8 protein-coding genes are annotated in these 17082 nt (G+C 53.4%); 2 read left to right on the top strand and 6 right to left on the bottom strand.

The window, feature by feature from the left end:
- Positions 1-10: 10 nt before the first annotated feature.
- The 6 genes from B4V06_RS11915 to B4V06_RS11890 form a co-directional block, all read right to left on the bottom strand.
- Entirely contained in the window at positions 11-2332 is a 2322-nt protein-coding gene (locus B4V06_RS11915) for a DUF262 domain-containing protein (RefSeq protein ID WP_498166552.1), read from the bottom strand.
- A gap of 182 nt (positions 2333-2514) precedes the next feature.
- On the bottom strand, positions 2515-3621 hold the full coding sequence (locus tag B4V06_RS11910) for a competence protein CoiA family protein (RefSeq protein ID WP_498166554.1): 1107 nt from the start codon (positions 3619-3621) through the stop codon (positions 2515-2517).
- A 22-nt stretch (positions 3622-3643) separates the two neighbouring features.
- Entirely contained in the window at positions 3644-8251 is a 4608-nt protein-coding gene (locus tag B4V06_RS11905; protein WP_498166557.1) for a DNA translocase FtsK, read from the bottom strand.
- Complete coding sequence (locus B4V06_RS11900; protein ID WP_498166560.1) at positions 8248-9744, bottom strand: hypothetical protein; 1497 nt, start codon at positions 9742-9744, stop codon at positions 8248-8250. Before B4V06_RS11900 ends, B4V06_RS11905 begins: the two co-directional genes overlap by 4 nt.
- A 12-nt stretch (positions 9745-9756) precedes the next feature.
- Positions 9757-11316 (bottom strand): hypothetical protein, encoded by a 1560-nt coding sequence (locus tag B4V06_RS11895; RefSeq protein WP_498166562.1) that lies wholly within the window; start codon positions 11314-11316, stop codon positions 9757-9759.
- 39 nt (positions 11317-11355) lie between these two features.
- The gene (locus B4V06_RS11890; protein ID WP_277524533.1) at positions 11356-13473 is read right to left on the bottom strand and encodes a Druantia anti-phage system protein DruA; all 2118 of its coding nucleotides are present in this window, start codon (positions 13471-13473) and stop codon (positions 11356-11358) included.
- Positions 13474-13695: 222 nt separating this feature from the next.
- On the opposite strand from B4V06_RS11890, the gene B4V06_RS11885 reads away from it, so the two are divergent.
- Positions 13696-15150, top strand: a complete 1455-nt coding sequence (locus tag B4V06_RS11885) for a competence protein CoiA family protein (RefSeq protein ID WP_498166566.1) — start codon at positions 13696-13698, stop codon at positions 15148-15150.
- Entirely contained in the window at positions 15147-16982 is a 1836-nt protein-coding gene (druD, locus tag B4V06_RS11880) for a Druantia-type antiviral defence protein DruD (RefSeq protein ID WP_498166568.1), read from the top strand. The genes B4V06_RS11885 and druD overlap by 4 nt, the downstream gene beginning before the upstream one ends.
- Positions 16983-17082: the final 100 nt, after the last annotated feature.

The raw sequence follows: 17082 nt of genomic DNA, 5'->3' as shown, positions 1-17082 counted from the left end.
TCAGAGGGGGTTAAAGCGATCGGATGGACAGACGTTTCTCAAACTCTTGGTCCGTCTTCTCTCGAATTTCGTGGCGTACCTCATCTTGGTCGGATTCAATCCCGAACTCGTCCTCAAACGAATCGAACCCAAGCGTCGACAGAATATCCAAGAGGAGCTCGATTCGTCGATCCTGCAGAGTCTCGTAGGTCCAGAAGGAGTTGAAATACGCCACTACATCGGCGTCCACATTCGAAACGTCACCGCCATCGTGCTGCTCACGGAGTTTGTCGAGGGAGTCGCGATCGACGTTGCCGTATTCGGCCGTGAAATACCGATTGGGGTAGATACTGGCGAAACCGTCGATCTCGGAGTAGTACTGCGTCATCTTCTCGGCGAGTGGCCGATTACTCGCCCCGATATTATCGGTGTCACGGAGCAGGAGGAAGTTCCCGATATCGTCGATGAACCCCTGCGTGATGAACTCCGAGATATTGTCTTTCAGTCGCTCCTCCTCTTCGTCGAGATCAGAGCGCTGCACCAGCTCGATATAGCGTTCGATCTCTGACGCGATCTCGATGTCCGGCTCCGAGTCGAGTTTGAAAAACTCCCGAAGCCACGTCGGGTCTTCCGGGTCGCTGACGGGAGTCTGCGGGAGGACGTGTTCGAGATGGATGTTCCCCATGTTCAGGTCTCGCTCGACGGCACGACTACTGTCGTCGAAGTGATCCTGGGCGAACTTCCCGAAGAGCAGTCGCGCCGTTCCGGTACTCCAGGACTGCGTCTGAACGACCGTATCGACGAACCGGTCGCCGAACAGCGTCGGCGTAGAGGAACGCATCTCGGTGATGAGGTACTCTCGAGAAGCCTCGTATACACTATCTGGAGTGGCGTCGGCAGTTGGTGCGAGATTGAACTCCTCGACGGCCTCGATGAAGACCTCGCGGAAAATACTCGGTCGTTCAGAGATGAGGAGGCGTCGCAGGTTGAGTTTCTCGATGGTCTCTAGTACGCGGTGGAACTGTGCTGCATCCGGTTCCGATTCAGGATTGGTGTGATAGTAGAGCGCCAGGACGAATGGCCGCCACTGGTCCATCTGTTGGTTATTGAGGCGAACAAGGATTTCCCGACACTGCTCTCGGTGACTGGCTAACTCAAGGTCCTCGGCGGCGAGCTCCGTGGTTGTGATATCTTGGTAGTAGTCGACGAGGTCGTGCGCGTAGTCGAGGAAGGCCTTCGCTTCATCGAGATTCCGAAGGCGCGGGACGACATCCGAGTCGATGTTCCGCGTGTCGAAGGCGTTGGTTAGTTCGGCGCTGGCGTCACCAATCCTGTCGATGCCATCGTCGACGATACTCAGATAGATCGAGAGGTAGTCGTCGATGGCATCACCATCGGTCGCGAACGCCACCACGATGTCCTCCCACTTGTCGACGTACTCGTCTTTCACGTCAGTATCGAAGAAGGCGTTCACAACCGCCGCCCTGATACGGTCGATCTTCGTCAGATCGACGCCGCGGTCGTTCAAAATCTCGAATATCTGCATCCGGAAGTCCGACTCCGCCTCTCGAATCAGGTACTCCCCGACGTGGTAGGAGTTGTAGACGTAGTTGAGGATGTTCACGAGCGCTCGCACCGTCTCGTCCGGCGTGGCGGCGTCGGCGACGACGCCGCTGATCTTCTCGTCGTAGAACTCGTAGGCCTTCAACAACCGCCGGTGTGAGCGGTACAGTTTGAAGAACGCCCCCAAGGAGAGCGAGTCAGTATCCAAGTCCGCGAGGTCATCGTCCGTGGTGCCGAACCGGTCCAGACACTCCGAGACTTGCACCGCATCGCTGTTGTTCCCGTGGATGCTGAAGTCGGCTTCATTCTTGAGATAGCCCACCTGGGCGGACGGCCCCATCATGAGGGCTTTGAAAAATTCAGCGTCGTGTTTGTTCAGCGTGAGCCGAGGCTCACGTTTGCCGAACGACTCCTCTACATAGAGGATATCGGTGATTCGCCCGATCCCGTAGTCCCGGAACTCCGCCAGGGTATCGTCCTCGATAGAGGCTGGATCGACGTCCTCGAGGTGCTCCATAAGGACGCGCAACAGCAGGTGCGTCGTCGTCAGCCGCTGTTGGCCGTCGATGACCTCATACACCTGTTTGTCGTCGTTGACCGCGAAGTACATCGAGCTGAAGAACACGTCAGACACTTCGCGTCGGTCAGCGACCAGGTCGGCATTCACGAACTGCTCGATGTCCGACCAATACTGTTCGTGGTGGATGTTCTTCCACGAGTACAGTCGTTGGTACTCTGGTACGTTGAACTTCTGATCGGTGAGGACCTCCCCCAGAGTCCGTTTCTCCATCTCGAAATTCTCGGCCGTAATCGGCCGAACTACCTTCCCATCACCGACATTCCGGGTATCGAGATCTCTGCCATCGTAGTCGATGTACTTATCATACAAATCGTCAGCCTCGTCCGACATTATTGACTGCTGTTTGTAGTCCGTCCATTTACCGTTGTGGGCGGGTTTCCGGGCGAGTCAGGTCACCCCAGATGGTTAGCCAGTTCGTGGAGACTCTCTTTGAGATTGCGCTTGAACTCGGTAGAGACGGTAATGAACTCGCCATCGTCGCTGTGTTCCTTGTACTTTCCCAGCGAAAGAGCGAGCTCCCCGCTCGGAGTTGCAACGAGCTTGAAGATAACTGAAGTGCTCTGTAAGCCGGTTTCCAGCCACGCCTTTTCGATATCTGCCCATTCGCCAGCGGAGGTATCTGCTGAATCCACCTCGTAAGCCAAGCTGTGAACCTTCCCCCGATTCCGAGAGTGTCCAGTCTGAACTGGAGCGAGCACGTGTTCAGTACCGCGGACCTGCTTCCCGAGCTGAAGCATCGTCCGCCCATCAGGCGTCTCGGTGAGTTTGAACCACTTCTGGTACGGGTCATACGAGGCACTCAACCACCAGAATCCGAGATCATTCCAGTCCGATTGGCCTCCCTGATCGAACTTCCCGTACTCCCATGCTCGACGAAGACCCTCGCTGTGTTCAGCTAGATATTCTCGCGGCAGGACGACGTCCATCGAGGGATTGGCTGGCTTTGATTGTCGGAGCCAGTGGATGACGCCGTGATACCCGTCGCTGAAGTCGTGTTGGACCGCGTGAGGCCAGGTCGGGAGAATGCCAGAGAGATCGACGTTGAGTCCGGAGAAGTCCTCTTCTCCCAACCAGAGGGCGCTGTACCCTGCAGCGAGATACTCAGCGGTTACTGCGTCGACATCCTTGTCCTCGTGTTTGTGCTGTACTTCGACGCCGATGCCACGGCCCTCAGGGAACCGAGGCTGTGGAAACTCAACGAGAATATCGGCACGCCGGTCACCCAGCTGCTGTTCTAGTCCTATTGTAGCGTCGGGATACTCGGTCGTGAGCTTCGAATACGCGATCGACTTCATCCGCAAATGAGGTGGAGATTCACCGCCACAGTCAGTCTCCTCTTCAGCAGCGTGGTAGAAATGCCGTGCGACGAACGATCCCTTACGGCGATGGGAATCGCGAATTTTCAATTGATCGCCGCACTTCGGGCACTCGAGGAGACTCCCTTTCTGTACCTGATTCGGAATGACCTCGGTGCCGTCGTGGAGGGCCAAGAACGGCATTCGAATTCTACATTCCTAGTGGTCACCGATATTGATTGATGAGGTTACGGATGTCATCAGAATCTACATAGAGACCTTGTAGCCGAGTGGTTCTGTCCGCTTCTTTCAGTAGCATGTCTCCGTCTCCGCCAAGTTCCTCTGCTCCACCTTCGTCGATTAGAATTCGAGAGTCAGACTGCTTTGGAAGCCGGAAAGCCACCCGAGTATCCAGATTAGCACGGAGGTCCGTGTCGATAGCTTCGTGTGAAGGTCGCTGGGTAGAGATGACGAGATGGATACCCTGTGCCCGTGCGATTTGGGCGATTCGGCGCACGTTGTCCTCGGTGTCGTCAGCGTCTTCTCCAAGTTGCTGGAGTAGGTCGCTGTATTCGTCGATGATGACGACGATCGGCTTCATCTGGTCATCAGGGTTCTGCTCGTTGTACTCTCCGATGTCACGGCATACGCTTTCCCGCAGCAGCTGTTTTCTACGTGGGATTTCGTCCTCGACGAGCCACTCGAACAGGTTGGCAGCATCTTCGGCGTCAGTGATCACTTCGCCGTTAGAAAGGTTTGGCAGAGCATCGAAGAAGATGAAGTCGGTCTCCTTCGGATCAACTAAGGCGAACTCGACGTTGTCTTCGCCTTTCTGCTCCATGAAGTTCATAATCAAGGAGTACAGGAACACGGTCTTCCCGCTGCCTGTTGCTCCGCCGACCAACATGTGTGGTGCTTCAGAGAGATCAGAACGGTAGACATCACCGTCTGGTGTAACGCCTGCTAGGAAGGGTAGTGAGGATGTCTCAATCTCGTCGGACGGCTTGTACCGGTCTCTGTAGTCGCGTTGAGGTACCACAACGTTGTTTTCCCGGGGGACGTCCAGAGCTACGTACTCTGTTCCAGGCAGTCGCTGGACGATCGGTTCTTTCTCGAACGCCATTTCCCGGGCGATGTCCTCTGTCCGTTGCTCCAGGGAACTCTGTTTCTCGCCTGGTGCCAGACGGATCTTGAAGCGTACCACGTTTGGTCCGACATCGATATCGTCGGGATCGATGTTCCGGATGTTGATCTTGAACTCGTTGAGAACCCGTTTCAGGGTTTCTACCAAGTCAGTGTATTCTTCGGGATCGCCGAACCGGTCAGCAGATTCAGTATTGACGTCTGTCTTTTCGTCGTCGCCGACGGTGTCTTCCTCTTCCCCACCGGTTTCCTCTCTGTCGACTTCCGTCTCGCTTTCGTCGATTTCGTCCGTTTCCTCTTCTGCGACAGCTTCCTCTTCGGCATCCTCTTCCGGCCGTTGGTCTTCCCGGTCCTCGATGCCGCTGACAATCAGCCGCTTGATTGATTGTCGGGGAAGCTTGTCAACCCTGATGGACTGGGCGTTCGGAGTTACGCCGTCAATCCGTTCGTCCGAAGTGGCTTCGCTGGTGACTTCGACCGATACGATCCTCGGGTTGATCTCGATTTGGGCATCCCCGTTGAATACGTCGTTAATCCGGTCTGCCCACTCCTGCTTACCCTCCATCCCTTCTGCGGAGGTCAATTCGTAGTACAGTTGTTCGCGGAGAGCCTCTTTCCGGGGCGACGTGGTGAGGTTTTTGTCGCCTGTGAACAGGCCACGGATTGTGTCTGTCGTCTCGAAGACTTGGTCGACAGCGTTTCCTTCCACGACCTTGGTGCCATCTTCGTCTTTGACGGTGTAGGCGCCGCTAGTTTCTTCCAGAGTCTTGATTTCGATGATGTCGAGGATAAGGCCACCATCATCGTCGAACTGGACAGTAAGGATGTCGGCCCGGCTTTCGCTGTCCCCCAGATTCAGCCATTCCCGGGTACGCGGGTTGTCGATGGAGAAGATCAGCTTGGGATCTGCCAGCGTCTGCTGGAGCCACTGGACGGCGATAATGGAGCCAAGCAGGCCCTTCGTATTTCTGGATTTCCCGCTGCCGAGGGTTTCCCGGGTGATGAGGCGGAGAAGGCCGCTTTGTTGTAGGTCAGCGATTCTCTCCGCGATATCCTCCAAGTCGGTGTCGTCAGGCGCGAGACGGTATTCGGTAATAATGCGGCGGAGAACCCGTCGGAAGTAGTCGATATCCTCTGAGTACGTGGCGAAGTCGCGTTCGCCGCGTCGTTCTCTGGAAATCAGGTTGTCCTTCCAGAATGGGTTGCCGTTCATCGGCGGTGAGGATATGGAGACCCAGATCGCGGAGTCGAGGAGGTCGTCGATAGTCTCCTTTTCGACGTTGAGTTCGTTGACCTCAGCATTGTGGATGGCCTGCCGCTGATTATACAGCTGGTTGATCAGGTCCTGGTATTCGGAGAAGAGGACTCCTTCCTTCGACGGCGAGATATTGATTTTGTCCTCAAGCAGGTCGTAGTCGAACTCTTTCGGGACGTACAGCGGGTGGATTGTGGTCTCAGCATCACGCTCAAAGGTCTGGATGCTGAAGTTGCTCTGGTCGTTAATCAGGATGAAGTGCTGTGGGTCGCCTTTCAGGCTCTCGGCGTATGAGTCATAGCTGGGATGTTCGGTTGTAACGATCTCGAACTCCCCAGAGTCGTTGTCTGGGCCGAACAGATTAGTGATATCCTCGGAGACGCTTGGTGAGGCAGTGCCGTTGAGGACAGGTTTCTCTTCGTCCTCGATGAAGGCGAACTCCACTGTTGCGCCTTGGATTTCTTCTTTCTCCGCTAAGTCAGCGATGTCAGAGAGAAGGTCCACAGGATCTAGAGGATCGATGACGCTGATCTTGAGGTGGCGTTGAGACGGTGGGTATGCTGACGTGAACTTGTCGAGGACGTAGTCGTAGAACTTGGAGTTCGTTCCTTCTGCAGCATTCTCGATTCGGGTATAGACAGGCAGCCTGTCGAGCTCCGCGGATTGTACGAGATAGGTCTCATCCGCCAGTCTGTAGTTCCCGCCGACGTGGATGCTACGGAGGACGTGTGGCTGTTCTTCGACGCTGTTGATGAGGAAGTTGCGTTCTTCCTCGGTCAGCGACTCTTTTTCGTCCTTCATCTCCCGCGCCAGTTCGGAGTACTTCCAGAGGTGGAGCGGGTGGAGTGGGGAGAGGACGAGTTCTCTATCGTCTTCGTATTCGAGAATGACGGTGTCGAATAGGAGGAAGTCGGAGAGAAGCTTGGAGGAGCCTTCAGAGCTAACGTCCTGAATCTCCCGGTACTTCTTGTCCAGTTTGTCCTGGACCTCACGGTAGGCCTCTATGTAGTTTTCTGCGGATTCGAGCAGGTCATCGTCTCCGAGAAGCCGGATAAGCGGTGCGGATAATAGTCCTGGTAGGGCGTCGACGAGTTCGCTACGGGCTGTTACGTATCGGTCGATGGATGCAACTAAGTCCTCGAACTTGCCGCTGTTCTCAGCCACTCTACGGAGTTTTTCGAAGCTGCTGTCTTCGCCTCGTGGCTGGAACTTCTCGGTTCTCAGAGCCTGGAAGTTCTTGATCGCGCTTTGCCTGTCCTCTGGGTTGTGGATGATACCACCGAAGGAGTCCTCGGTGACGAAGTGCTCAATAAAGTAGTAGAGGTCGTCGTTGACGTCAAAGGCCAACTGTTCATCTCCGGTGAACTCCATGTCGACCCGGTTTTCTTCTTCCTCGACGGCTTCTCGGTATTGGTCATCGAACTCTTCTGAAAGCCGTTCCAGTTCCTCGTTGTTGTCGTCGAAGACTGCCTCCACGCTAGCGGATTCGACGTCTCTCCGAGTGCTGGTGGTTGAACGTCGCTGGCTGGACTGGCCGGAGGTGGAGAATATCTCGTTGACCTCATTGTACGTCAGGTCGGCGAGGATCTCCGAGTCACCTGTTCGTTCGAACCGTCGAAGCTTGGCTACAGATTGTTCCCGTTCTTCCCTTTCGCTGTCATCGACTTTGGTGACACTGTTAGTGAGCCGGCGTCGATCCCTATTCGACATATGGGAGACCCGCAGCACGAGATCCAGGTTATCGGAAAGCCTGTCAGGGATTTCATCGGGGTTGTTAAGCCCCGGATCATTGAACAGCCGCAGTCTGTAGAGTTCGGTTCCGAGGGCGTCGAGTGAACCTTGTTCTGATTCTTTGAGCGTCGACGTTGCGTAGTCAGCAACTGCAGGGATTTCGAACCTGTCGTAGAGGTCGGAGCCAAGGGTTTCCCAGATAGCTTGGGCTGGGGGACTGTCGGTGAACTGTTTCTGGGCCTGCATCTGGTCGGTGATTTCTCGCGTGATTTCTGCCAGAGGCAAGTCGACCATACCCTCGAAATCTTTCATCGAATTCAGGCGGGCGTGGTCTCCCCGAACCAGAATCACCAGTTTCTCTGGTTCGATGCGTCCGTCCCATTCGAATCCGGTGTCGGTCCCATTCCGCCAGTTGACGGCGACACTAACTTTGTCTGTGAGTCTGACGGAGGAGTCCTCTGTCCGTGACTGGAGATCGTCGATGTCTGCTTCATCGATGCTGACCATAGCAAGGCCGACATCGTACCGTGCGTTACTGCAGAGAATATCGACGAACTCCTCAGCGTCGAATCGGGGTGGCGATTCGATTATAACTCCGATGTTTTCCTCGGTCAGCTGGTCGACTGTCTCGTTAGCGATTGCTTTGCCGATCAGATCCTCGTTGCTCTCGAATGAGCTGTCTTGTGTCTGTGTGGTTTCGCTCATATTTCCTCCTCGGGGACAGAGACGATGGTAACGCCGTCCGCGTATTCCTCAGCATATCCAAGGCTTGATACTGCTTCTTTGAAGCCCTCGTAGTTCTGGTTGTTCAGCGGATCACTTTCGGATGCGCTGGCACCGAGGCGGATGTCCCACTCCGCCAGGTGGCTACGGTCCTGTTCGGTTCCGCCCACGATGATCCCGTACCGTTCCCGGAGTTCTTCTGAGAGATCTTGGAGAGACATGCTCGTGCCTGGTTCGATTACGGAGAGTAGGACGGGTTCCAGCATCTCGGGGTCGGGCCGATACCTACGTTTGTTCGCCCGGTTTCCTCGTGGTTTGAGGATCCCGGCACGCCAGGCGAAGGTCTGGGCTGTGGATTGCGGTGTGTATGTGTCGAATCGGTTCGAGAAGTCGTGGATGACGTTGCTTACAGCATCCACCAGCCTGTGGAAGGTGGTATCCTTCTCGGGGTCTCGCGAGGCTCGGAATACCTGCTCGAATTTTTCGTAGTCCTGCTCGATCTTGTCCTCCTTATTCCGGTTCAGTTCTAGGAAATTGTGGTTCTCGAGCTCTCGGAGGACGTCTTCCTCGCTGTAGTCTTTGAAGCCCTGCAGGTCAAGGACGTGCTTGACACCAAGCCTAGTGGCTAACTGGATTTCCGACCCGACGACGCGGAATGATTCAAGGCTGGCGTCGGCTACCGGGTTGTTCCTGTTTCCGGTGTAGTTCAGCACGATTGGGACAGGTTCGTCTTTGCCCTCGTCATCCCGGATCTCATTATGCCGGTTGGCCATATAGACGTAGAGCAGGAACCCGCCGAATTTGATGGTGCGTCGAAGGTCACGGGCGTAGTTCAGGTCGTAGTCGCCGTTGGAGTCCTTCAGATGCTTCGACAGGGTTTCGAAGCCTTCGACGAATTCATCCGCAATCTTCCCGTCCCCGAATGCGTCTCCCAGGACAGGTTCTTCCCAGGGTGAGACCGTGACGTTGCCTTTCCCTCCGTCTTTGGCCAGTGGCCGGAACAGGAGAGAGATAGCGTCGTGGTGATCCTGAAGCTGGTCGGTCAGCTTCTGATTGATGTCACTGTCAGATTCGTCCAGTACGGTGTAGATGAACTGTGACGGTGTTACACCGATTCGGCGGTAGGCGACGAACCAGTCGCTCATAGAGGTCATTGCAGAGTGTCGTGGACTACTTGCGTAGAGGGCGTTGTCGTTGTCCAAGACCTTCCGCATCCTGTACCGAAGATTGTCCATTTGTTCGTCACTGAGATCGCGGGAGGACTCGAACAGGCCGTGGTATTTCTCGTCCAAGTCGCTGGAGGGGGTTTTCCCAGGTTTCTCGACGAATTTGAACAGGTCCTCCGACTGGTGAGTAGATCCCAGAACGTTACTGAAGACGACCTGGGAGAGATGCACCGGTTTTAGAGAGGCAGAGGTTGCTTTGAATCCGAATGCGGCTTCCGATGCGTCGGAGTTTACGTCGTTAAGTCTCATTGGCATTGGTGTTCACCTCCGCTCCATCTGGTACCGGTCATCGTTGACTGTCAGAATCTCGAGTTCGCCAGTTTCCGTGTCCATGATATGGACGGTGCCGTAATCTTCATCGTGGCTTTCCCTGTACTCGATTTCTTCCATAAATTCGAGCAACTGCTGTTCTTCTTCCCTTCCACGTAGGATGTAAGGGATGTTGCCGTTCAGGGCACCGAGTGTCTCTGATAGGTCTGGATCAATCCGAAGCCTGACTGTTGAGTCACGTCCTTCGTATTCGAGAACGTGGTGGTCGTGGTTGTAGTCCATTGCATCGCTGATTTCGGGATGGAGCTGCGGGACTCGGCGGTTCAACTCGCGCTTGGGAATTTCTGTCCGGGAGATAAGGGATAGGGAGCTTTTAGATCGATAGTTGTGGGAGAGCCAGACGCGGAGATCGGAGCCCTTGGAAGAATCCGGCATGAAATAGCTGTTAATCATCTCTATGACGTCCTCTTTCACGCTTTCAGCCGAACGGTCCCTGTTCCGCTGGTTATGGAAGGAGTAGTTGGTCTCGTGATAGAGGTCGCGAGCGTCGTAGTCTTTGATGGCTACGTCCTCAAAGTAGAACTGACGTTTCTTCTCGATGAATCGTTGGTCGACTTCTTCCTCTGAGTCTTCTTCGTCTCTCCGTGAAACCTCTTCTTCAGCGTCAGCCCAAAGTTTGCTGTCGATAAATGGATGAGTGAGGTCACGGGGATGGAAGTATTCGTTCAGGAGGGTGAAGATCTTCCCGCTGCCACTGAAGGCGAGGTTGTAGTATTTCAGATCTTCGTCAAACTCGGTGATGCTCTCTTCTTTGGCTCCAGTAATGCAGTAGGCGAGAAAGTTCAGGAGGTCACGAACGGTGACGTGGGCGTCCAGATGGCCCACGGACTGTAGGAGCCGGATTATATTTTCTCGGACACGATCATTCCTCATCTTATCCATATTGTAGGCGATGTGTCCGTCGATGTCGTCGCCGTTGTTCTCTTTGAGGAACTTATTCGAAGTCAGATTCTCGATGGCTTGGCCGATGACCTTTCGGGTGAGAATGTTTCTGTTGTTGAGATCGATGACGACGATAGAGTCGAAATCAGCGTTGCCAGCTTGATCTTCGTCGTAGATTATCTGGTTTTGGAACTGGCTCCGAACTTTTTCCAGGAAGGGATAGTCGTCGGCGTGTTGGGTAGTCATCTCGTAAAGAGGGCCGTCATTAATAGCGAGAATACCAGGTCGGTCGTCGTCGAGGGCGTCTTTCCATTTGTCAAGTAGGACAGTATAGTCGTCGTACTCGGAGGCGTCAGAGAGATAGAAATAGTCCGGTTCCGGGTACTCAGGCTTCATCTGCAGGATGTACTGTGTTTTACCGTCTCCAGGGTTCCCAGTGAGAATGACCTGCTTCCCATCTTCTAGTGCGTCCTGTAGGTATTCCTCACCATCTAGACGGGTTGTAATGTGTATTTCTCTGCGTTGCTCGTCAGTGAGCTGTTCAGCGAAGCCTCCCTGTGCCAGCTGTGAAAGGAATCGTAGATTCAGTGTCGATGCTTCAATTCCCATATTTATCGTTGATGTTGGTGACCGAATGTTCCCGTCATGTTAACTGTTGCTTATAATGAACTCACTGAGACTGGCTTGCCGTTTGTCGAAATCGATCTCGCTGCTCAATTTGAATTCTTGCTTGTCAAATTCCCTAATATTCTCCAAGACGTCTTGTTTCTGAGCTCTCATGCTTGCCCACCTATCAATCCAATACTGATAGATTGACTCCTGCTCCTTCTGTGGGTCGTCGAACTTCCAGTAGTATTCTGGGTTGTCGTCGATTCCCAGTAGATAGTCTTGGGAGTTCTCCGCCAGATCGATTCCGTACACAATCCGTCTAGACTCGTGTTTCAAGAGATCCGTCTCTAAACCGCAGTTCTTCAGGCCACGGCGGATTTTCCGGATGCGAGGAGAGACACCTTCTCCGAACCGACCTCGGACCACCTTGCGACCTTCCTCTAACTGTGTGACCTGACTAATCCGTTTTCGTGTTTCGGGACCGAACTGGATTGAACCGTATCCTTCAGTGTACCCGATCTGGTCGTATTCGATCTCGCCGTTTTCGGTTGGAACCCGGATACGGTCGTACTGGGCACTTCCAATCTCAAACAGGCCAGTGGTGTCGAGGAAAACCAGTTCATTCCGTTTACTCACTGCTTCGCCTTTCATCGAGCTGGCGATTTCGCTCTGGTAGTCGCCGTATTTGTCCTGGTACATGTCGATGACCTTGGGACCCGTCAAGGCCATCGCCACAAGCTTCCCTCCGAGAATACGGTTATAGGGAGGGATAGCGCCACAGACCATGATGTTCATCATCCCGGCACCGACCCGCTCCTTTTTGATCTCCTTCAGAGCTGTTTTGATAGCTCGCCGCCCGGAGTCGTTATTCAACCCAGTTCTGATGAACTCGACATCGTCCTCTTCGCTGTGTTCTTGGAAGTATTTTCGGTCGCGGAGAAGCTTTTGAAGTGCTCGAGCACGTTTTTTCCGGAACAGGGCTGTTTCACTTCTTTCCTCCCAAGACTCCATCTTCTCCGGGTTCTCGTCCTCACCATTTTCAATGGTCTGCTCGGCTTCCTCTTCTATCTGCTCAAGAATCTCGATAACCCGTTCGTCGGGATTGACGAAGCTTTCCTCAGAGAGTTCAGGGTGCTCCTCGGCAAAGTCGTCGTGTCGGATGTTGGATATTGCGTCCTTAATGGCGTCCTCTAGGGCTTCTCGTATATCGGAGCAGAACTCGCTGACCCTCTCTTCGTATTCTTCCTCGGTCTCTAGCCATTCTGTATTGGTGACTGTCCGAGTTTTCTTGTCCGGCGTCCGCTTCTCTTCTGGCAGCTGCTCCTCGTATTCGTGAACCCGTTTCTTCCGCTGGAGTTTATCTTCGACCGCGTCAATAGTCCAGCCGATATAGTCATCTCTGACTGACAGGTTCATCATCGGGCTTGCCAGTGTCGCAATCCCCATCACCGGGTCTTTCGGCTTCGCTGCATTTCTAATAAGGAAGTTGATGTTTCTTCCAGGGACCGTGTTATATGGTGTTAGCCAAGTGTAGCGGAAATACCGCCAGATATCCATCAGGTCCAACTCGGTGTGATCACATTTCTCCCCAGTCTCTACTTTCTGTATGTAGGGTTGGACAACGTCTTCTAGATCTTCGGCGATTTCCTCTTGGTCCTGGTCCTGAAGCGGTGCTAAGTCTTGGTAGAGTTCTTCCCCATCGGTTATTAGTTCAAGAACACTTCGCCCGCCATTCGTATTTACGCGGGTGTCTCGCTCCATTTTCCGGACGAACTCGCGGACGCTTTCCTCTCGGAACTGCGCCCGTCGTTCTTTCTGAAGGACAGCGCGTTCCTGTTTCTTGAACTCTTCTGGGTCGTCTTTGTAGCGATCAGGATCCGGCCGAACTACGTGTAGTTCGGAGTTTTTGCGAATGTCATAGTTGATCTCAATAAGATCTAGGAGAACCTCTAACGCTGCGAGATATCGAATCTGGCCTTCAGTTACTTCATCCTCGATTTCGTTCTCGATATAGCGAATCTCGTCCTTGATGGCAACTTCCCTGTCGAGGTCCTCCTGAAATTCGATCAGTTCATCGGTCAGAGCCTCAAATCGGCGTTGGTACTGGTCCGGGAGATTAGGCGAAAAATCCACTTCTCGTTCAGAATTCGCACCCATAGTAATCTGGTTGATGTGGCAAATCGTTCTCTGCTGAAATCCAAAAGAGTATCGACTCAGATCAGTCCACACCCCTAAACGACCCAAGGGGTCCTGCCACAATTGTTTGGAGGATTATATGTTTGTGTTTCTTCAATAGATTTATTCTATCTGTCCCTCAGGTTTGATAACACATGCGTAAGGGAACTATCAGGACTTACACCGGAGGGCTCCGATCCATTCGTGAGTAAACTTTCTATCCCCTTCGGACTCGACCCGGAGGGAACGAAAACTCCAATAGAAGAGGCCCAACGTAAGTCAGACTACTACCGGTGCCCAGAATGTGGTGAATTTCTAACCCCTCGTATTGGGACTCAGCGCCAGTACTTCGCTCATAAGCAAGGCGTTCTGGAGGACATTTCCTGTTCACTGTCCAGCGACGAGGGTGTTGAAAAGATGATCGAGGATCTCCGTACCTCGGACATCGAAGAGGGTGAGCGTGAGCGGTCGATTCGAACCTATCTAGGGCAACGCCATGACGGTGGCATCGAATTATTTGGCATCGTTCCATCACTCGATTGGGATCAAATCCAAGAAGATGAGGACGTGGACACACTCTTAGAAAACGTCGAAATCGAGGCAACAGGAATCACACATCCCCCCGTACCGAGTAACTTCCACCCATCGGAGGCAGAGGTCACGCTTGATCTTGACCCAACAGCGGATAGTTACGAACTTCAAATCTCAGGTCCAGATGCCCTCGGAAGTATCACCGGCACTTGGACTACTTCGGGGCTCCAACATGGTGATCTCTTTGTTGGTGACGAAACTCGGGCGCAGCGATATAACTCGGATCACCAAGTGCGCAAGGATATGTGGGTATATCTGGTCTCAAAGAATCCCCCGAAATCCGAAGTGTCGTTCGTGGACGTCTACGACTTCGCAGATGTATCCTTAGTCGGGTTCCGGGCGTCCGAAAAGACGGAACCATTTCTCGACCGCTATGGGGGAGGCCTTAGTACAGAAAACTACGGCTTCGATGCTGACGTTGTATTACCCGCACACACAAACCCAACCGTTGAGGCACCCCTATACGCACCACCAAAGGAACCAGTTCTCGTTGGAGTTACTCCCTCCGAGGAGGTCGATCCAATATTCGAGGTCGTTTCCATCCCCAAAGATGCAAACGAGACAGTCGAAATCGATCGGACTGGAGCGGGAAATCCTCGTTACTACACAACTGAGATACCCTCTGATGGATCGCGTCGTGTGAGTATCCACCAGCGGAACTCCGATCGGCATCGTCTGATTCACCTCCACCCATCCGAAGAATCGACGTTCATAGACGCAACCGAGCCAGAATCACGACGAATTGGTATTGAAATCCAAGATGAGGAACATCGTGACTTTCTCTCACCTATCGAAGGTCCGTCCTCAAAGCGTATGCCCGTTGGTTTCAATCCTCATTTATTACATACCAACCTCGAATATGTCGGGCCAGAAGACCTTGAACTGGAAGTGATCGCTACATTTGCTGAAGGCGCATCGCTCGGTCCGACAATCAGCCGAGACGTAACAGCAATCAGTGATATTATCTCGGAGGTCATCCACTGGGTAGAGAGCGGCTGTAATGAACTCGAGATCCGGTTCAATGGTATTGGGGCTGTATCGATCTGCTTTCCGCAGGGGGAACAATGAATCTGGAACCCGGTGACGAGTTTACAGCGGAAGTAGACAAGATTACGAAACGGAGAAAACGGAGAACTTGTACTGTCAAATACGAAGGAGAAGGAATTAATATCGGCCCGGTGACGTGCCAACCCGGTCGTTCGGTTCGATTGCGGTACCTTGGGGCAGATTCAGTAGCTGGAACATCGATTCATTTCGCACTTTGCCTGACCGAGGAAGTCCTCGCGGACGATTACAAAGACCACATTCGACGCCATGTAAGCGGCCTTCTTCCTGACCAACCTCCACAAGAGGGCGAACAAACCTATATTGAGGTGGATAAGATCGATGAGTATGGCCTCGGACTCGCCGTTGCCGGTGGTGAAGTCGTCGAACTCGGACCAGTACAAGCAGATGAAGGCGACTTAGTGCACGTTGTAGGACGCGAACCGGGATATGCAGAGATCCTGAACGCAAGAGCACGTGGGAAACGCTACAGGATCCGCTTCAATATCCTCCGTGAGCGCTGGGACAAACTCCCTATCAAAAAGGGCGAGTCATTCACGGCAACGATAGATGACACCGACGGCAGTAGTCTCATCGCGTATGTGGACGGGTTGCCTGTCTACTTTTCTGGAGAGAAAGCCCGAATCGGACAAAAAATCGAAGGGGAACTCATTAGATTTCACCGAGACCGCGGAGTTGGCAAAGTGACAAAAGTATATGATTCGGTGGGTGATATCGAAGATCCAGGGCACGATACTCGGATGCAGCAACTTCAGCAAGCGGGGTTCGGCCAAGAACCATTTCGTGCGTTTGCTATGCGGTTTACTGGCGTGAGTGGCGACCAACTACCATCAACTGAGATCGGTATCCGAGACGCCATAGCTGGTGAGGCAATCCGACTCGGTCTTGCGGAGAAAGCTGAATCGGGTGGCCAACAGTATCCACAAGCACACATCACCGCAATCCGCCACTGGGTTGTTCATAAGCTGGCAGCTGTTCTCGGACAGCCGGTCGCTGGTGCCGATGAAGTATCCGATGATGTCGGGTGGTTTCGGGCAGCATTAACAGAGCGTACCGGCCCCACAATCACGTTCCTCGGTGATGTGATACAACTCTCACAGGGGTACTATGCTCCAGCACCGACGCGAGCTGTAATGATCTCCGAATCTGAGGCCGTGCTCGTTTCAGGAGATCCAAGTCGTCTATTCATAGAGTCCGGTTTTGATATCGAATTCCGAGGGTTGACGCGGATTCTTACTGACACCAGTGAAGAAGAATTGCGTTCGAGAGAAATCCCTGTTCAATCTAAAGACGAATACATCGGTCTGGACGAGGCGCCGATTACGACGCCAGCCACACTACGTGAGTACATCGAACAGCGACCGCAGGAGTCGTGGGAACCGGAGGAGGATTGGGCACCATACACTGGACAGTACTATGGATTTACCGTAGACGGTGAGCCGCTCGTCATTGAAGAGGCAGACGGAACTGCGATCAGCTTGTGGCGAGTTCCAGTCGAATACGGTGCCGATACCTACCAGTTGAAGGTTCAATCGGGCGACGGCAAAACCAGGGCTGTCAGTGTTTCGCCGAAATACCGCAAGCATGCGTGCCTAATTCTTGACTCAATGGCTGAGGACCCACAGACTGTTGAACTCACCGGATATGAGGAGGAGGTCTTATTGAGTTGTGACTTTGCACCGCCGCGGGCACAGATGCGTTGGCTGTACGCAGTCGGAGCAGAGTGGCTTGAAACATCGTCGTATCAGCTTCAATGGCGAATTTCGGACACCGATGCTGATTCAGTGCGGGAGGTCTTTGACGAACTGCCCGTGACCATCATCGATAACACATAACATGAAATCAATCAAAGAAGTCTCGGAAGAGCTCGAGAACGACCTTCAACAGTACATCGAATCACGTTACCACCTCCATCATCCGCGGCTTCTCAAGGAA

The sequence above is a fragment of the Halorubrum sp. B53 genome (genome assembly GCF_059752395.1).
Note: the sequence above shows the minus strand (reverse complement) of the source record. Positions and strands in the feature narration are given on the sequence as shown.